The sequence below is a fragment of the Microbispora sp. NPDC088329 genome, from assembly GCF_040685655.1.
GTDB lineage: Bacteria > Actinomycetota > Actinomycetes > Streptosporangiales > Streptosporangiaceae > Microbispora.
Genome location: NZ_JBFBIP010000013.1, coordinates 157,128 through 177,013 on the forward strand (window position 1 = coordinate 157,128; position 19,886 = coordinate 177,013).

Here is a 19,886-nt window from a genome sequence, read left to right on the forward strand (position 1 = left end):
CGGAGGGGCGCCGTGCCCGGGCCGGGCGGGCTCGAGCGGCGCGCTGAAGCCGGCTCCAACCGGATCACAAGTCGCCCTCACTAGAACAGGTCGTCGGTATGTGATCGGCCGGTTCTGGGGGTTCTTGTGGTGTGGCGGCGATTAATCAGCGTGCTGTGCGTTCTGGGGACGCTCTGGGGGGTGCTCATCGCCCTGCCGCAGACCGCGTCGGCGGCCGAGCAGCGGGATGAGGAGACCACCGCGCTGCTGTCCGTGGTGCAGCGCTTCGCCGCCGTCGGCGACGGCATGGCCGCGCTCGGCCCGATGGGCGAGCAGTTGCCTCTCGTCGGCCTGGTCCCCGGCGGGGAGGACGGCCTGGGTCTCGGCGACCTGTTCGACGTCGCGGTGTACGACCAGCTCAAGAATCTGACCGGCCTGTCCGGCCTGGAGGACGAGTATCCGCTCTCCGGTCCGCGTACCGGACGGTTGCTGGCGAAGGCGAGCACGCAGGGCGGGGTCAGACGCCTCGACCTGACCCTGGAGGTGGCCAGGACGGTCGCCGGCAGGCCGGTCTCCGTCAGCAGCACCGAGCCCAGGGTCTCACTGGCGACCTCCGGGGGCGTGGACGTCACACTGAAGCTGAGCGCGAAGCTCCCCTTCGCCTACGACCCCGCCACCAAGACGGCCTGGCTGGGCAAGGACGCCGTGGTGACCGTGCAGGCCGACGGCCGGCTGGCGGCGGGGGCCGCGCCCACGGCCGCCTTCGGCATCCTCGGCGTCGACCTGTCCCCGAGCTCGTCGCTGTCCTTCACCGCCGCGTTCACCTCCACCGCCTCAGACCCGGACGGCGACGGCAGGCTCGACCTGCGTGAGCTGGGCGCGGACGGCGCGGCGGCCGGGCTGTTCACCTTCTCCAGGAAGGGCTCGGCGACCGCCAGGCTCGCGGTCACCGCGCAGCCGTTCGCCGGGGCCCAGGTCGAGGGCGCCACCGCGACCGTCGACGTGAACTGGCCCGATCTCGCCACCGGCGGGCCGCAGGTGAGCGTGAGCCAGCCGGATCTGGCCCGGCTGAACCGTTTCCAGACGCTCACGCCGAAGGACCTGCTCGACGGGCTGACGCATCTGTCCGAGGCGATCACCGCCGTGCAGCGGGCCCGCTGGGGCGACCAGGGAGATCAGGGCGGCCAGGGCGACGTGGACCTGCCGTTCATGCGGGGTTCCCTGGCCGACGCGGTGCGCATCTCCGAGGCCATCGACAAGTTCGTCGCCGACAGCGTCGACCGGAACACCGGTCAGCCCACCTTCACCTCGATCCAGGACATGTTCGCCGCGCTCGGCAGGGCGCGGAACCTGCCCGGCGGCGCGATCATCAAGGTCGCCGACGCGGGCTACGACGACGCCACCAAGAAGATCGCCTTCACGCTCGTCGTCGACCGTCCCGTCAACGCCGCGCCCGAGCCGCTCAACCCGGCCGGACAGGCCACCAGCGGTGTGGGCGCCGGCGTCACCTACACGGCCACGACGCTCAGGCACGCCGGCCAGAAGTGGACGCCCGGCGAGTTCGCCGGCCGTACGATCACCGCGGGCACGTCGACCGGCATGGTGGCGGACAACACCGCCGACGTCGTCACGCTGACCGGTGACGGCTGGCGCGGAGGCGTGCCGGCGGCCGGGGCGGCCTACCGCGTCGCCGCCGCCGACCCGATGATCGGCCAGGTCACCTTCGGCGACACCTTCAAGGCCCGCGCGGGCCTCGCCCAGGCCAACGCGACCACCGCGGTCGCCGGGGTGATGCGCGGCTACCACGCCGCCGCCACGGTCGTGCTCGACCTGAGCGACCCGGCCACCGGGCAGGAGTGCGCGAATCGGCCGGACGGGCAGCAGAAGGCGTGCCCCTACAAGCACATCAACCCCGACGGCAGCGCGACCGTGGTCACCGAGCTGCCCCGGCCCGCCGACCGGATCATGCTGCGTACCGGCCGGGATCTGTTCGGCGTGCGCGCGTCGGTCCTCACCTCGGTCAACGTGGACGCCGTCGTCGGCTACCTGGGCGTACGGCTCACCGGCGACCTGTCCATGAGCAGCAGGTCCGGCGGCGACGTGGTGAAGGTCGCGCTCAAGGACGCCGGGGACGTGCCGCTGACGCGGCTGTTCGAACGTCTGGCGAGCGACCCGGCCGGCATCCTCACCTCCCAGGTGGACGCCACCGCCACGGCCAGGCTGACCCTCGGCGTCCCCGGACTGGCCGACTTCTTCGGCGGCAAGGTCACCGGCGATGTGCAGATGCCGGACGTCCGCACGCCCGGCACCGTGACCTTCCGCGGCTTCGACCAGATCGGCAAGGTCAAGGACTTCGCCTTCGACCCCGGCAACCCGCAGGCGCTGTTCGGCGCGCTGGTCAAGTCGCTGGGCGCGCTGGCCACCTATCTCGATCACGTCAAGCCCAACGGACCGGTCGGCACGGCGATGACGACGAAGCTGCCGCTCCTCGGCCGCTCGCTGTCCGACCTCGTCGCCGCCGACGAGACGGGTTCGGGCCCCGGCGTCGTGTACGGCGACGGCGCCTGTGGAAGCGAGAACGGCTTCGTCACCGACCCCTCGCGGACGTTCACCCAGGCGCACATCGGACGCGGCGTCGTGATCGGCACACGCGTCATGACCGTCGGGGCCGTCTGCGGCGAGCACACCATGGCGTTCACCGCCACGTTCGGCCAGACCCGTCCCGAGCCGGGCACGGCGTACGCGCTGCGCTCGCCGCTCAGGGACGCGATCGACCGGCTGACCGCGGCCCCGCCGGACACCGTGCAGGCGCTGGTGGCCGAGCTGAACAAGGCGCTGGGCGGCCAGGCCCGCATCGGTTACGAGGACGGCGCGCTGCACCTGTCGCTCGCGTACGACAAGAAGGCGGCGCTGCGGGAGCCGCTGCGCTTCTCCTTCGGCGACAGCAGCCTGGTCGCCGCCTCCGGCTCGGGCACGCTCGACGCCTCGGTCGGCGGGCAGATCCGGCTGGGGCTGCGGGTGGCGCTCAAGCGCGACTTCGACCTCGCCCGCGACCTGCTCGTCGACACCGACTCCGGCCTCGACCTGGAGGCGGACGCCCGGCTCGACGGCGCGATCAAGGCGAACATCGGCCCGCTGCCGGTCTCCGTCGGCAAGGCGGACGGCGACCCGATGCAGGCCAGGCTCGCGTACGGCGTGAGTCTCCGGTACGACGGCGAGGCGCAGGACGCCGTGGCGCCGGCCGACTTCTTCGCCGGGCTCGACCTGGCGCTCAACGAGACGACCGATCCGGTCACCTGCGACCGCGACCCGCGGCGCGACGAGACCGACCTCGCGCTGTGCGCGGTGCTGCCCGCCTACGTGAACGGCAGCCCGATCACCGCGGACGGCAGGCACGCGCTCGTGCTGCGTCTGCCCAGGGCCGCTCCGCTGGCGGACATGTTCGACCTGACCGCGAAGCTGCCGGGCGACATCGACCGGCTCGAGGTGCCCGAGTTCGACTTCTCCACCCTGCCCGCGGGGCTGGAGCTCGACTGGACCAACCTCGGCGACGGCATCGACCGCTACCTCACCGCCCTGGAAGCCGGCATGCGCACGGTCTCCTACGGCGGCAGGCTGCCCCTGGTCGGCGACGACCTCCAGCAGGGCGCGGACTTCGTCGGCGTCAAGCGTCAGGAGATCAAGGCGGCGATCGCCACGCTGCCGAACGGCGGCCGGGTGCCCACCGGCAAGGACCTGCGCGAGTGGTACAACGCCGAGCTGGCCCCCAAGGTCGGGCCCGGCGTGCAACCGGTGATCACCTGTGTGCAGGCGCCGGAGCCAGCGGACCCCACCGCCTGTGACGCCGCCAAGGGCACCGAGCTGACCGGCGTGAAGTTCACGATGAGCATCGGCAAGGGCGTGGTCGACCCGCAGCAGGGCTGCGTGGAGGGCTGCGCGGCCCTGGAACGGCAGCTGGACATCGGCGTTCCCGGTCTCGCGCTGCGTCAGGGCCCAGGCAAGGGCGTGCGGGCCGAGCTCGGCTGGCACGTGGACGTGACCGTGGGCCTCGACCGCGTCAACGGCTTCTACATCGACGCGACACCCGGCAAGCGGCCGCAGGCCACCGTGGGCGTGAACGTGTCGCTGCCCGACGAGATCAACGCCAAGCTGTCCATCCTCGACGTCACCGTGAAGAACCGCTCGCCGCAGTCTCCCGACCTGTTCGCGGGCACTTTCACCGTCGGGCTCAAGCCGGTCGGCAAGATCGGGCTCTCCCAGCTCGCCGACGCCTCCGACCTGGTGGAGACGTCGCTGCACGCCAACGCGGCCGTCGACTGGCGTTTCACCGTGACGCCCGGATCGCCGATGCTGCCGGGGCTGTTCGGCGACTTCCACCTGGCCTGGGATCTCACCAAGGGCGGCTCTCCCGACCCCGCCAACCTGTCCATCGCCTTCACCGACGTGAACCTGGAGGCCGGCGACTTCTTCCGTACGGTCCTCGGACCGGTGGTGACGCAGGTCAAGCGGGTCACCGACCCGGTGCGGCCGGTCGTCGACCAGCTGTACGCGCCCATCCCGGTGCTGTCGGACCTGAGCAGGGCCGCGGGCGGCGGCGACGTGAACCTGATGACGATCGCCAAGAAGTTCAACACCCTGGGCGGCAACAGCACGACCCAGTTCATCGAGCGGATGATCGAGATCACCAAGCTGGTGACCTCGCTGCCCGACTGCCGGGGCGAGCTGCACATCCCCATCGGCAGCTTCACCGTGGCCGGCGACAGGGCGCTCACCACGGAGAACTCGCCGGACGTGGCGGACTCGCTGATCGCGGACGTGGCGCCCAAGACGGACGACCTGTTCGCGGCGCTCGATCAGGGCGCCAGGACCTGTGACAAGGGCAAGGCCGCCACCGCCGCGAAGGCCGCGGCGGACGCGCAGGGCCCGATGCAGCAGTCGGCCAAGGCCGGCTTCAGCTTCCCGGTGCTGGAGAACGCCGGGCGGTCGGTCTTCAGCCTGCTCATGGGCAAGGACGTCGAGCTGGTCGCCTTCGACTCCGGTCCGCTGCGGCTGGGCTTCACCTACAGCCAGTCGTTCGGCCCGGTCTACGCGCCGCCGCCCATCATGGTCGTCATCTCCGGCACCGCCGGGGTGGAGGCGCGGATCAGGGCGGGCTTCGACACCTACGGCATCCGTAAGGCCATCGAGCAGGGCAAGGCCGACCTGCAGATCCTCGACAGCCTCTACCTGAAGACCACCGACGAGCGGGGCCGCCCCCTGCCGGCGATCAGCCTGTACGGAACGCTGGAGGCGGGAGCCGGAGTCGATCTGCTGCTCGTCAAGGCGGGCGTGAGCGGGGGCATCGCCCTGGGGATCTCGATGCTCTGGGCCGACCCGACCAACGACGGCAAGTTCAGGTTCTTCGAGTTCGCGGGCGTCCTGCTGCGCAACCCGCTGTGCCTGTTCACCATGGAGGGCAAGCTCAAGGTCTATCTCAAGGCCTGGGTGGAGATCGGCCTCTCGATCTTCAAGAAGCGGTTCGACTGGACGATCGTCGAGGCCACGCTGCTCGACTTCTCGGCCAAGCCGAAGTGCGACGAGGCCCCGCCCAAGCTCGCAACGGTCAGCGGCGACGCGCTGGTGCTGCACATCGGCCCGATGCGCGCGGCCAGAGGCGGCAGCACGGCCAAGCCGGGCGACGACGCCGAGCGGTGGACGGTCACCCAGCTCCCCGGCGACGAGGGATTCGTGGTCAACGCCCTCGGCGTCCGCGAGGAGCACCACACTGCCGGCCTCGACCGGGTGCTGGCCGACGGCCGCGGCGCCAAGGGCGGCCTCACGCTCGTCTTCCAGGGATACGCCGACGACTCGGGCGCGCCGTACCCGTTCGACCGGAAGATCGTCGCCTTCGGCGGCGACGGCGACGACATGATCCTCGCCGGCGCCGGCCGGAACGTGATCGACGGCGGCAAGGGCGACGACCAGATCACCAGCACCGACTCCTACCACGAGCAGGGCGGACCGGCGCCGATCGTGGCCGGCGGCCCCGGCGACGACTACCTGACGATCGGCGGCGCGGGCGGCTGGGTGGCCGGAGACGGCCACCTCACCCCCGCCACCCGGAAGGTCGGCACGGCCGAGGTGGCCGACTGGACGGCCGACGGTCTGCCCGGAGCGCCGGCCGACGGGCCGGACGACGGCGACGACCGGATCACCGCCGGGCTCGGCGAGAACCGGCTGTACGGCAACGGGGGGAACGACACCATCGGCGTCGCCTCCGACAGTCCCCTCGCCGCGACCGACCCGTCGCCCCGCTACCGCGCCCAGCCGAGTCTGCTGGTCGGCGGGCCCGGCGCCGACACCCTCACCGGGGGATCGGCCGCCGACGAGATCCACACCGGTCCGCGGGAGGAGTTCGGGCCGGACGCGCCGGGCCCGGCCGACTCGGGGCCGAACTACGTCGACACCGGCGCGGGCGCCGACAGGGTGTACGGCGGTCAGGCCGTCGACCTGGTCGCCGGGCACTCCCGCCCGGGAGAGACCGCACGGATCCTCGGCGGCGGCGGTGAGGACGTCCTCGCGGGCGGCCACGGCAAGGACGAGATCTTCGGCGGCCCCGGCGACGACTGGGTGATCGCCGAGCCGTCCGACGTGAGCGAGGCCGAGGGCCGCGACGACTACGGTCCGGCCAGGCGGGTGCGGCACCTGCCGCTGCCCGCGGGGGTGGAGCCCTCGGTCAAGCTGCTGGTCGGCGGCGACGGCGACGACCACGTCGTGGGCGGCGACGGCGGCGCCACGATCTTCGGCGACAGGCAGCGCGACGAGCCCTGCGCCGAGGCCGACACAGGGCCCGGCGCGGACGGCGACGGCCGTGACCTCGTCCTCGGCGGCGCCGGCACGGAGACCGTCTCGGCCGGCGGGAAAGCCGACCGGGTCGAGGCGGGCGGCGGCAAGGACCGCGTCTGCGGCGAGAAGGGCGACGACGTCCTGTACGGCGGCGCGGGCGACGACGACGTCAGCGGCGGTTCCGGCGACGACATCGCCTACGGCGACGACGGAGCCGACGAGGTGACCGGCGGGCCGGGCGACGACACCCTGTACGGCGGGGCCCAGGACGACGTGGTCGTCGGCGAGGCCGGCGAGGACACCGCGTTCGGCGGCGACGGCGACGACCTGCTCGTCGGCGGCAGCCGTACGGCGGGCGGCGACGACGCGGGCGACACGCTCTACGGCGACGCCGGGGCCGACCGCCTCGTGGGTGACAACGGAGATGCCGGCGGCTCCTTCGACCTGGACGGGACGCCGGAGGAGGCCGGCGGGCCCGACGTGATCCACGGCGGCGACGGCGAAGACACCGCCTTCGGCGGCATCGGGGCCGACGAGGTGCACGGCGACACCGGCGACGACCACCTGGAGGGCGGCAACGGCGCCGACCGGGTCTTCGGCGAGGCCGGGGAGGACGAGCTCGTCGGCGGCGGCTCCGGGCCGCACCCCGACGCGGGCGACACCCTGCTCGGCGGGGACGGACCGGACGTGATCGCCGGTGACAACGCCGTGCTCAGCACGTCCGGCACGGCCACCTCCGTCGCCGTACGGCCCGGCCAGGCGCACACCCACCGGGTGGAGCCGCTCGCGGGCGGCTCCGGCGCGGACGTCGCCGACGGCGGCACGGGCAACGACGCGATCTTCGGCCAGGGCGGCGCCGACCGGCTCCGCGGCCAGGAGGGGAACGACTACGCCGAGGGCGGCGCGGGCGTCGACTGGGTCGAGGGCGACCAGGGCGACGACGACATCGTGGGCGGCTCTCACGTCGCGGCGGACGACGCCGCCGACGCGTTGTTCGGCGGCCCCGGCGACGACGTCGTCACGGGCGACAACGCGGTGGTGACACTGGCGGGCACGCCCACGCGGGCCACGGTCCGCCTCGGTTCGGCCGGTGCACCGATGACCCCGCGGGCGGTCACGCTCCTCGGCGCAGGCTCGGGCGACGACCGCGTCTCCGGTGGTTCGGGCGTCGACGTGCTGTGGGGACAGGACGGCGACGACTACATCTCCGGCGGCGGCCAGGGCGACTACGCCGAGGGCGGCGGCGGCGCGGACCAGATCCGCGGCGACCTCCCGCTGTCGGCCGAGTCCACCCAGACCGAGAGCAAGCCGCTCGCCGACCCCGGCTGGAAGGGCGTCGCCAGTGCGCCCGCCGAACTGGAGGGCGACGACGCCACTCCCGGCCAGGACGACCTGATCGGCGGCTCGGCGAAGCCGGGCGCGGCCGACAAGGGCGACGCCATCGAGGGCGGCGGCGCGGCCGACGTGCTGCTCGGCGACAACGGCTCGCTCGTCCGCACGCTGACCGGGAACGCCGAGCGCGTCTACACCGAGCGCTACCCGGCGGGCCAGGCGCCCGCGGACGCGACGCGCAGCCGTACGCATGACCCGGCCCTGCCCGGCGACTCCACCCGGTTCTGCACGCAGGCCCAGCCGACGTGCGAACCTGAGGGCTCATTCGGCGCCGATCGCCTGTACGGCGACGCGGGCGACGACGGGCTGTGGGGACAGGACGGCGACGACCGTCTGTACGGCGGCGCGGGCGACGACGACATGTTCGGCGAGCTCGGCGACGACGAGATGGACGGCGGCGCGGGCGAGGACGCCATGCTGGGCGACCGGGGTGGCGTGGTGAACGAGCGCATCGACGCGGGCGACGCCCAGCGGCTCGGCTTCACCGTCAGCCTCAACGCCCCGCCGAAGGAGACCTACCGGGGCTTCCCGGCCGGCTCCTACGACCGCCGTACCGACCTGCTGCACGACGCGGACGGCGACACCTGGGTCACCTCGGCGATGGCGCACGACGGCTTCGTCAAGGGCGGCGACGACCGCATGCGCGGCGGACCGGGCCGCGACAGCATGCACGGCGGCGCGGGCGACGACCTGATCAACGGCGACAGCGGCGGCGACGAGGTCTTCGGCGACGACGGCGCGGACGTCATCTGGGGCGGCAAGGGCTGCGACCCCGTCCTGGACGCGGCGACCGCCGACTGCCTCAGCGGCGGCGCGTTCGACCCGGCCGCCCGGGGCACCGGTGACCGCTTCGTCGACCACGTCTTCGGCGGCGCCGGAGCGGACCTGCTCGACTACAACCCCCGTGGTTCCTACCCCGGCGACTGCGCCCCCGGCCGCATGCCCGAGGGCACGCTCACCACCGTCGTCGACCCGTGCCTGTGGTTCCGGATGACGGACAAGGACAACGCGTCCGCCGCCGACGACCAGCACCACCAGGGCGTCGACTGGCAGTACGGCGGCGCGGACCGCGACGTGCTGCAGGGCGACCGCACCGCCAACGGGCCAAACCCGGGCGACAAGATGATCGACTGGAACGGCTCGTTCAACCTGTACACCCACTGTGGTCCGGCGAACGGCGGGCACAACATCGTCCGCCAGCACTCGCCCGCGATGCTCGACTTCCTGGCCAAGGTGGCCTGGGGCGCCGGCGCGGGCCGCGCGCTGAACGACCCCTCGGCCCAGCGCGAGCTGGCGATCCCCACCGGCGACAGCGGCTCGCCCTACCCCACCTCACCCGGACACTTCGACTCGCCCGTCGCCTGCGCGGGCTGATCAGGAGAAATGGATGTTACGCCGACTGATGGCGGCCGCCCTGGCCGCCACCGGACTGGCCGCGGCGGGCCTCGCCGCGGCCCCGGCCCACGCGGCCCCCGCGAAGCCGCCCTCGTGTGATCCGGGGTACTGCTTCACCGTCGACGTGAAGCTCGACCGCGCCCCGGCCATGGGACAGACCGCGACGCTCACGGTCGAGGTCACCGCTAAGGAGGACCTGCCGGACGCCACGACGATCATCGAGTTGCCGGAGACGCTGCGCTGGGTGCGCCCGCCCGCCGGGCTTTCCCACGCCGCGGCGGCGATCGGCCGCAGTCCCGTGGACCGCGCGAGCCGTACGGAACGTGCCCGGCGCGGCAGGCCGGTCCGGTACGAGGGCGTGGTCACCGCGGTCGCCCCCGGGCCCGCCTCGATCCGCGTCCAGGCGCGGGACGGACGGCCCGGCCCGGGCAGTGAAGGGCTCGCCTACCTCACGATCGGGGAGCGGTCGGCCGTGTTCGGCCGGACGCGCGACGACCGGCAGCCGCTCCCGCGGCCGCAGGCGCCCCTGACCGCCCTCGCCGGCGACACCTGCGTGCACGGGCGCGTCACGCACGTCAAGGCGGAGGACGGCGCCGTCAGGGGCGTGCCCAAAGTCACCGTGGAGGCGTGGGACAAGGACCCCGAGAGGAGCAACCTGCTCGGGCAGGTCCTGACCGACGACGCGGGGGACTACAAGGTGTGCTTCCCCGGGACCGACGAAGACGGCGGCGCGCAGGACGTCTATCTCCAGGTGCACACCGTCAGCCCGCTGTGGAAGGTGGTGGAGCCGGGCGCCGGCGACAACCTGTTCTACTTCGACTACAGCACCGTGGTGAACGACGTGCCCAAGGGCACCGACACCACCACCATCGACTACGCGGCCAAGCCCGGCGACGAGATGGAGGGCGCGTTACGGATCCTCACCGCCGCCTACGACACGTGGAAGGCGTACACCCGATGGCTGAACCAGCCGGGTGACGACTGCTGGAAGCCGGGCGAGGCCGCCTGCCGGCAGGTGGTCGTGAAATGGGCCCCCGACCAGGTCCTCGCGCACTCGTACTACTGCCCGGCCGTCATCACCGGTGATTGCGACGCCCGTTTCCAGATCCACCTGAGCGCCTCGGCCCACCTGCAGAAGATGACGGTCGCCCACGAGCTCGGGCACTTCATCATGGACTACACCCACGGCCGCATGCCGCCCTACGGCTCCTCCTGCGACGACCACTTCCTCAAGACCTCGGAGACCCCGGCCTGCGCCTGGTCCGAGGGGTGGGCCGACTGGGTCGCCGTTCAGACGTACGACGACACGCACTACCGGTGGGGCCCGACCGACACCCCGGTCGACGTCGAGAGCCCGACCTGGTTCACCGCGGGCTGGGACAACGGGGCCGACGTCGAGGGGCGTGTGGCCGGCGCCCTCCTCGACCTGGCCGACTCCGGCGCCCGCGACGAGAAGTACTGGGACGTCGCGGGGATCGGCCCCGCGGGAGTCGTGGCCGCCTTCAGGAAGGCGCCCGCCGACGACGTCGACCAGTTCCTGAAGGGGCTGAGCCCCCAGGACCAGGCTCTCGCCGAGCCCGTGCTGTTCCAGAACACGATCCGCGACAAGCGCTACGAGGACCTCTTCGACCGGAAGACGGCGCACTTCCCCGCCAACGTCCCGCTGGTGCCGGTCTTCCCCGCCACGACCGGCAAGTGGTCCGTGGTGGCGGCCGTCTCCGCCACGGGCGGCGCGAACGTCGACCTCGACGTCTATCCCGTCGGCGGCGGCGGCCAGGCCGTCTCCAGTTCGGACGCGACCGCGGCGAACCCGGACTTCGTCGTCGTGCAGGCCGCCTCGTACGACGACGCCTACGTGGCGAGCGTCCCCTCGGACGTCGACTACCAGGAGTACGCGCTGGAGGTGGCCGAGGCGCCCGACGGCGACCTCGTGAAGGGCACTCCCCAGGAGATCACGATGGCCGCCGACCGGCTGGTCGAGATCCGTACGGCCCGGATCGAGCAGAGCGCGCCCGCGACGTTCACCGTCACGCCCCGCAACGGGCAGGACGTCGACCTGTTCGTGCTGACGCCGAACTCCGGCGCGTGGGGCCTGTCGCGTGGGAAGGCCGCCCGTTCCATCGGCGGAGGGCCGGGCAAGGCGGAACGCGTGACCATCGCGGACCCGAAGGTCTCCGGCGTCTACGCGGTCGTCGTCGTCAGGAAGAGCGGCGCGGGAAACCTCACCCTCGCCCGCACCTGACCGGCCGCACACCCTCGACGGCGGCCTTCCCGGTGTGGTCCGGGAAGGCCGCCGAGACGTCGTACAGGTGCCCGTGCGGCCGTCACAGACGCGAGAGCCGATCGAGCAGTTCCTCGACGCGGTCCCAGCCGGCGACGGCATCGCGCGCCGGAACGCTCGGATAGGCCGTGGTGAGAGTCTTCGCGGTGAGGGCCCGCAGGGACGCGAGGCAGGACGCGGCCAGCGACTCGTGGCCCCGATGCCGCATGGGGTCGAGGTTGAAGCAGAGGACCGCGTCCAACGGGTAGAGCTGCACTATCCGCAGGCCGCTCTGGCTCAGGACACGGACACCGCTCGGTGCGTTCTGCAGCGTACGTCCCTGCTGTCGCGCCCACTGTTCGAGCCGTTCCCACAGCGCGCGGACATGGTCGTCGGCGTTCTGCCGCATCTCCTGAAGGTTGGGCCGCTGCGGGGTGGTCTTCACGGATGCGGCGGCGGTGCGTCCGTAAACGACCGGAACGAGCGTCTTTCCCGGGTAGCCCTCCGCGAGGTACTGCTTGACCTCCACCGCGAGCACCTCCGCGGGATTCATCTGCTCGTTGAGGAATTCCACGATCCGGCGAAGCTCGTCGGGGATGACGTCGGCGACGAAAACCATGCGTATCCGGCCGGTGCGCAGATTCTCCGCGACCTTGGTGAAGAACTCCTCCACAGTGATCATCGCGTCGCCGCAGAGCCGGCTGATGGCGTCCTGAGGGTCCTGGCCGACGTCGCGCTGCGTCTGCTCGAAGTGCACGCGTAGGTCCTGCAAGGGCCAGTACCGCACTCCGTTGGCGGCGTAGTCGAGCATCTGGCCGACGACTTCACGGCGCACCCGGGTGTCGCTCGACCGCTTCACCTCGACCAGAGTGGGAACGCCGTCCTGGTCGACGAAAAGATGGTCCACACTCCAGCGGCCGGCGCCGCCGTCGCGGTCGGGAACGCCGAACTCGCGCCGTACCAGCAGCCAGCGGCGAGGAACATCGGGTGTCATCTGCCCACCGGCGAGCAGGTCGGGGTGGGTGGCGAGTAACTCCTGCAGCACATCTTCGGCTTCGTACGGCGCTACGCGCATCGCAACAAGGCCGTTCTTCTCGTCGATGTGGAAAAGCCCGTCGCTACTGATTTCCCTCTCCCGTCAGAGATTTCCGTCGCATCGCTGACCATGCTAGGGACGGCTCGACGGATTCGCGGGTGATTCGTACGGCCGCAGCGGGACGGCGAACCGATCAGCGGACGGCCCCGGGACCGCACCGGGCACGCCGTCGCCGGATGTGACGAAGCGGGCCGCGTGACCGTCCGTCCGGGAACAGCGACAGGCCGGCCCTCGCCGCGGAGGTGAGGGCCGGTTGGGGCGGATCAGGAACTGGGAGCCTGGGTCGGTGTGTCCGTGGGCGTCGGCGTCGGCGTCGGCGACGGCTCGGGAACGGGAGCCGTGGTCTCGGTCGGGGGCGTGGTCTCGGTGGGGGGCGTGGTCGGAACGGATGTCTCGGCCGGCGGCTCGGTCGGGGTGAGCGTCGGCGTCGGACAGGGCTCGGGGGTGCGCCAGGCGGGCTTGCCCGAGCGCCACTTCAGGGTGTGCGGAGCGCTCTTGCCGAAATACCACAGCCGCTTGCTCGGCCGCGAGAGGTCGAAGACGTAGGCGGCCGTCGCCGTCTCCCCCTGAGGGGCGGCGGGCGTCGTCTCCTCGGTCTGCGGCAGGCCGGAGTTCGTTCCGCTCGGCGACGCGGGCGCCGTCGAGGCCTCGCCGGGGACAGGGGTGCCTTCGGGAGTCGTGGGTGTGCTTTCGGTGGGCGTGCCCTCGGGTGTGCCCGAGGAAGGAGCCGGAACGCCTGTGGGCGTCGGCGTGGTTGCGGGAGTCGTGCCGGTCGGGAGCGGGGCGGGGATCTCCGGCGTGGGGCTCTCCGGGACGGGACTCTCCGGGCTCTGCGGGGTGGGGGTCGCCGTGCCGGGCTGAGCGGCCGCGATCACCGAGACCCAGGCGTCCTGCCGGACCTCACCACCGCGACGGGCGGTGAACACCTTGGAGTCGCCGATCGCGTACGACCGCTCGAAGCCGTCCTGGCTGCGGACGGTGATCGAGCCCTCCGCCACGGCGACGGCCTGCCCGGTCTGGGTGAACACCGTGACGGTGCCACACCCGTCCTTGGCCGGCACGACCACTTCGCCGTGCAGCGCGCCGAGGAACGGACCCACCAGGGGCACCTCCGCGGCGGCGGGAGCGGAGGTGGGCGTCGGCGTGGGGAAGCCGGTGGCGGTCTCCGCCGGACCGGCCGTCGGCGTGATCGTCACCGTGGCCGTCACGACAGGGTCCGAAGTCTCGGCCGGCGGGGTGACGGGGGTGGCGGCGGAGGCCGCCGTCGCTCCGACACCGCCCGTGAGTACGAACGCGGTCGCGAGGATCATGGGATGGGAGATGCGCCGGCGTGGCCCACCCGCTCCGGACGACAGTCCTTTCCGCGGGCGGTGGGGGTTGGTCGGCATCACCGTTCCTCCGTATCGTTCGGTCCTATGGTCTCCGCCGAACACTGGCGGCGGTCGTACCGGAGCGGTCTGCCCCGGTGCCCGGCTGAAGCGACTGGCCAATTTGTTGCCAAACCGTGTCACTTCCGAGGGATTGTGGAGACCTTCCCCATATAGGCCGACTCCATGCGTAGCGAATCTGCCGCCGCGTCCGGTCCGGCCGCCTTTCGGCAGGTCGCAAGGGATGAACTGATTTCAGATTCGGTGACCATCTGAGGCGTCGGCCCGGTGGGCGCCGTGGGGCCCCTGACGGCCGACGCGGGCCGGACACCAGGATCGACGCGGAGTCTCGGCAGGCGGCGGCGCTGAGGGCGTCGGACGGCGGGACGCGCAGACGGCGACGGCCTCCGGTGTGGCGGATCGCGCCACACCGGAGGCCGGTGAGAATCAGAGCGTGAGGTTGATCCGGAGCGGTGGGGTCATCCGCCGCTCCGGCGGGACCGGCGCCGGGTGAGGGGCGCCGGTCGGGACCGGGTTACCTCGACCAGGTCCACTTCTGGTTGCTGCCGCCGTGGCAGGAGTAGAGCTGGAGCTGGGTGCCGTTGCCGGTGCCCTGTCCGACGGCGTCGAGGCACAGCCCCGACTGGACGCCCTGGATGGTGCCGTCGGAGTTGACGCGCCACTTCTGGTTGTCGCCGCCCCAGCAGCCGTAAATCTGGATCTTGGCGCCGTTGCCGGTGCCGGCCGCGTCGAGGCACTTGTTGCCGTACACCCGGATCTCACCGGCAGAGGTGGAGCTCCACACCTGGTTGGTCTGGCCGTGGCAGTCATAGAGCTGGACCGCGGTGCCGTCCGAGGTGCTCGCGTTCGGCACGTCCAGGCATCGCCCGGAGGCGACACCCTTGATCGTGCCGCTGCCGTCCCCGCCACCCGGGCTGGGCGAGGTGCCGGGGCTGGGCGAGGTGCCGGGGCTGGGCGAGGTGTTCGGCGTGGCGGAGTTGAGGGCGTTCAGGACCGAGTTGTACGCGGCCTTCTTGTTGCCGTTGCTGTCGAACAGCAGCGGGGTGGTGTTCGCACCGAGCCAGGAGTCGCTGTCGCGCACGCCCCACACGGTGATGCCGATGCAGCGGGGGACGGCCAGGCAGTCGTTGACCACGTTGGCGTAGGTCTGGGCCGAGCCGCCCTGGATGTCCAGCTCGGTGATTGCGACGTCCACGCCGAGGGCGGCGAACTGGGAGATGGTGGTGCGGTAGTTGCTGTTGTACGCGCTCTGGCTGTTGAAGTGCGACTGCAGGCCGACGCAGTCGATCGGCACGCCGCGGGCCTTGAAGTCCTTGACCATGTTGTAGACGCCCTGCGTCTTGGCCCAGGTCCAGTTGTCGATGTTGTAGTCGTTGTAGCACAGCTTGGCGGACGGGTCGGCCGCGCGCGCGGTGCGGAAGGCGACCTCGATCCAGTCGTTGCCGGTGGCCTGGAGGTTGGACTGGCGGCGTCCGCCGTTGTTGTCGTCGTAGGCTTCGTTGACCACGTCCCAGTAGGGGATCTTGCCCTTGTAGTGGGACAGAACGCCGTTGATGTGGTTGATCATCGCCTGGCGCAGCGCGCTGCCGGACAGGTTCCGCATCCAGTTGGGCTGCTGGTTGTGCCAGGCCAGGGTGTGGCCGCGCACCCTCTTGCCGTTCTGCGTCGCCCAGTTGTAGATGCGGTCACCGGAGCTGAAGTTGAACTGGTTCTGGTTCGGCTCGGTGGCGTCGATCTTCATTTCGTTCTCGGCCGTGATCATGTCGAACTCACGGTTCGCGATGCCGGTGTAGGTCCCGTCACCGAGCTTGCCACTCGCGATGGCGGTGCCGAAGTAGCGGCCGCTCTGCTGGGCCGCGGCGGCCAAGGTGCTGCCCGCGGCGTCGGCGGGGATCGACACCGCCACCAGCGCCGAGGCCGCGCCGAGTACGCCGAGGGCGCCGGCGACCAGGGCCCGGCGCAGCCGGGTTCCGGACGGGGGTAAGGCGTTTGCGCCCATGCCTGAGCCTCCATAAAGGAACGTACGGAAAGGGGGGAAGACACGGGGGAGTCCCGTGGAACCGACGCCGCGCCCCCTGTTGGGAACGCACACCACGAGGGCGTCGTAAACGGCGGCCCCTGCAAGTGCACCACCACCGGGCAGGGGACCGCCTTGGGGACTCAGTGTGGGAACCGCGCCGAAATGTGTCAAGAGTGTTTTGAAAAGTTTCGGCTTTCCTGAGCCTCGACCTCGTCTCACGCATGGTGTCGTAGCTCGAAACATTGCGGTGACGACGTTGGGCGACGGTGTGACGAGGGTTGTGGCGACGCCGAATGAGGCGGCAGATGATGAAAATTTCACGCAATGTGCCGGGTGTCGAGGTGCGCCGGCCTGAACGGCCCAGATGGCGCGCTTCGCCTCACGTGGGCCGGCCCGGCGGGCAACGCGGCCATTGACAGCGTGTCCCGGCCTCGTGTTTGCTCCGCCCACCACCACCTCCACCTGGCGATGGAGAGGCGATAGTGATCGGCAGTGCACTTGTGAGCGTTAACAACCGCGGCCCGACTCGTGTGCCGTCGGCGACCGGGGTGCCGGACGGCCAGGGGACAGACACCGCGTCCGCATGGTCCCGCCCACTCGGTCGCCGATCTCTCGACGGGTGATCCTCCGGACGTGAGTGCGCCGGGTCCCATCCGTGTGCACGGTCGGCGCCGTGCCGGGCTGCGGGGCAGGGTTCGCGATCAGGCATCCGGTCGCGGATCCTGCCGGTGCCGTCCGGGCCATGCTGCCGGTCATGACGATGGGCGGTACCCGCCGGGCATGCCCGGCGGGTACCGCCCACACGCGGTGATCGCGGTTGTCAGCTCAGATCTGATGGCGGCGACGAGCTGGTCGGCGCCTTACTTCATGTTGGCGACGACGAACGGTGCGTGGCCGTGCAGGTAGTTGTTCCAACCGCCGGTGACCGGCGCGCCGGGGGAGAGGATGTTGGTGGAGTCGGTGCCGACGTCGAGCTTCCAGGCGGCCCAGGAGACGCCGTTCGTCTTCATCCAGTTGATCCAGGTCTGCGCCTCGTCGAGGCATACCCTGCCGTCGAGGCCGCCGTCGGCGTCGCTCGCGCCCCACTCGGTGACGAACAGCGGCAGCCCGGCCCTGATCGCCGCGTCGCCCTTGGCGCGCAGGGAGGCGCCGTGAGTGCACGAGTAGAAGTGCAGCGTGTACATCAGGTTGGTGCCGGAGACGGGGCTGGACGCGGCGGAGTCCACGTCCTGCGACCAGGTCGGGGTGCCCAGCACGATGATGTTGTCCGGGTCGTTGGCGCGGATCGCGGACACGACGGCCTGGTGGTACGGCTTCAGCACGCCGGTCCAGCTGAGCTGCAGCGGCTCGTTCCAGTCCTCCCAGATGACGTTGGGCAGGTGACCGTAGCGCTTGGCCAGGTCGGAGAAGAACGCCACCGCCTGCGACTGCTCCTTGTAGGCCTCATGCGCGTGGAAGTCGACGATCACATACACCCCGGCGGCGACGGCGTTGTTGATGATCGTTTCCACCTGTGAGCGCGCCTTGTTCGGGTCGCTCAGATAGGCGCCGGCCGGTTCCACACCCATCGCGGCCCGGATCACCTGCAGGTTCCAGTTGTCCCGCATCCACTTCAGCGCGGACAGGTTCTCGGCGTACGGCGCGGTCTCCCAGTTGAGCCACATGCTGCTCACGCCGCGCAACTGGACCTTCGCGTTGTTCTTGTCGCACATCGTGGTGCCGCAGACGTGCAGCTGACCGTGCCGTTCGACCGGGGTGCCGGTGCTCGGCGTGGTGCTGGGGCTCGGCGATGGCGAAGGGGAGGAAGCCGGGCTGGGGGACGCGGAGGTCACGCCGCCGGTGCAGGTCACGCCGTTCAGGGCGAAACTGGACGGCACCGGGTTGGAGCCGTTCCAGCTGCCGTTGAACCCGAAGCTCGTGCTGCCGCCGCTGGGGATACCGCCGTTGTAGGAGGCGTCGGTCACCGTGACCTGGGAGCCGGACTGGGTGTGGGTGCCGTTCCACAGCTGGGTGATGGTCTGCCCGGCGGGGAACGACCAGGTCAGCTTCCAGCCGTTGATCGGGTCACCGAGGTTGCGGATGCTGACGTCCGCGCCGAAGCCGCCTTGCCACTGGTTGGTGACGCGATAACTGACCTGGCACCCGGCCGTGGCCGCCGAGGCGGCGTGCGTACCGGCCACGGCGGTGCCTGCGGTCAGCAGCGCGGCGACCGCGGCGGCCGACAGCCGCAATCGCCAGCGCACAGAGTCGCCATGTCGCATAGAAATTTCGCACTCTCCGAGATGTGACGTTTCCAGGACGACGAACAACGCCCTGGTGGGACACCGGTCGAGGATCGGCGTCGGCGCGACGTGGTGTCATTGCGCAGACGTTTCGGGACGCCGATATCCACGGACGGTGCTCTGCCGCGGCGAGCCAATCCCGGCGAGTACGGGTGAGTCAACGAGGTGAGGCTCCCGCTGTTCTCACCTCCGCCACGTGGAATCCCTTTCGAACAGGTGCTTCGCGAGTGCATGAGGAAGACCGGCCGTCCGGACGGCGATGAATGTTTCACGCCATCTGATCGTCAGGCCACCTTGACGTCAGGCTGTCCTGACGTGATACTCGGTCGTATGAGCAATCCTGACGATCTTGAGCGTCGGTTCACGCTGCTGACCGCGGCTGCGCGCTATGACGCGCTGCGCACTCAGGAGGCCCTCGCCCCACCGGAGGAGGAGGACGAGGCCGGATCCCCGTCGATCGACCAGGACGCGAAGCCTCTGACCCGGGAGGAGGCGCTGGAACTTCTCGCGCTGGGCGAAGTGATCGCACGGAAGGCGAGCTACGGCCGTCAGCTCACGGTGCGATCGGCCCGCAGGGCCGGAGCTTCGTGGTCGCAGATCGGTGCCGCGCTGGGAACCACCAAGCAGGCCGCCTGGGAAGCGCACCAGCGGTGGATCGACGAACAGGCCCGGCGTCAGAGCGAAGGCCACTGGGGTTGGGACGGCGACGAGGTCACGGCCGCACGCGCACTCGCCGGCGAGCCCGAAGAGCGGGAAGCCGTCGAGTGAGCGGACGAGGCGAGGGGGAGAGCCGGCGCGGCCCGGCCCACCCTGTCCGGAGGCTCACCGAGCGGGCCACCACCATCGTCTACGGGTTGAAGTTCGATCGAGACGGACATCTCGCCGTGATGGAGGAACCGGTGAGCGCGCACGATCGATGAGGCGCGCGGGTGATCGGCGCCGACGGGCGCGCGTCGTACGGTCGGCGGTCTTGCTGCTTGGTTGAAAGTTTCATCACGAGCCGTCTCGCACGTGGTGCGGGCCGGGGCCGGTAATGCCAGGTGGGCGCGTTCCCGGAGGGCGATGCGTTACCGAGCTCTTGATCTTTCCCTTGACGCAACCCGGCGAGTCCTAGTTTGCTCCGGCTTCAACACCGGTATCGAGGCCGGTGGGCGCGACTTCTCGCGCTACGGACGAAATGTTAGCGCTAACACGTCACGATCCCGGGAAGGAGGTTTCCATGATCGGCAGCGGCTCCCGGCTGCGCGCC

The 19,886-nt window shown here is 71.2% G+C and carries 7 protein-coding genes; 3 read left to right on the plus strand and 4 right to left on the minus strand.

What is annotated here, in order from left to right:
• Positions 1 to 129 precede the first annotated feature (129 nt).
• Positions 130 to 9,570, plus strand: coding sequence for a calcium-binding protein (locus tag AB0O28_RS24020; protein ID WP_363643684.1), 9,441 nt, complete (start codon positions 130 to 132; stop codon positions 9,568 to 9,570).
• Between the two features lie 13 nt (positions 9,571 to 9,583).
• On the plus strand, positions 9,584 to 11,833 hold the full coding sequence (locus AB0O28_RS24025) for a hypothetical protein (protein WP_363643686.1): 2,250 nt from the start codon (positions 9,584 to 9,586) through the stop codon (positions 11,831 to 11,833).
• A gap of 82 nt (positions 11,834 to 11,915) precedes the next feature.
• Here the strand turns inward: AB0O28_RS24025 and AB0O28_RS24030 are convergent, their stop codons facing one another.
• The 4 genes from AB0O28_RS24030 to AB0O28_RS24045 form a co-directional block, all read right to left on the minus strand.
• Positions 11,916 to 12,926: a hypothetical protein gene (locus tag AB0O28_RS24030; protein ID WP_363643687.1), complete on the minus strand. Its 1,011-nt coding sequence runs from the start codon at positions 12,924 to 12,926 to the stop codon at positions 11,916 to 11,918.
• Between the two features lie 284 nt (positions 12,927 to 13,210).
• A complete protein-coding gene (locus tag AB0O28_RS24035) occupies positions 13,211 to 14,257 on the minus strand; it encodes a hypothetical protein (RefSeq protein ID WP_363643689.1) in 1,047 nt (348 codons plus the stop codon).
• Positions 14,258 to 14,849: 592 nt separating this feature from the next.
• Positions 14,850 to 16,334, minus strand: a complete 1,485-nt coding sequence (locus AB0O28_RS24040; protein ID WP_363643691.1) for an endo-1,4-beta-xylanase — start codon at positions 16,332 to 16,334, stop codon at positions 14,850 to 14,852.
• Between the two features lie 881 nt (positions 16,335 to 17,215).
• The gene (locus AB0O28_RS24045) at positions 17,216 to 18,598 is read right to left on the minus strand and encodes a cellulase family glycosylhydrolase (RefSeq protein ID WP_363643693.1); all 1,383 of its coding nucleotides are present in this window, start codon (positions 18,596 to 18,598) and stop codon (positions 17,216 to 17,218) included.
• 369 nt (positions 18,599 to 18,967) lie between these two features.
• Between AB0O28_RS24045 and AB0O28_RS24050 the strand changes: the two genes are divergently transcribed.
• Complete coding sequence (locus AB0O28_RS24050; RefSeq protein WP_363643695.1) at positions 18,968 to 19,405, plus strand: hypothetical protein; 438 nt, start codon at positions 18,968 to 18,970, stop codon at positions 19,403 to 19,405.
• The last annotated feature ends 481 nt before the right edge of the window (positions 19,406 to 19,886 follow it).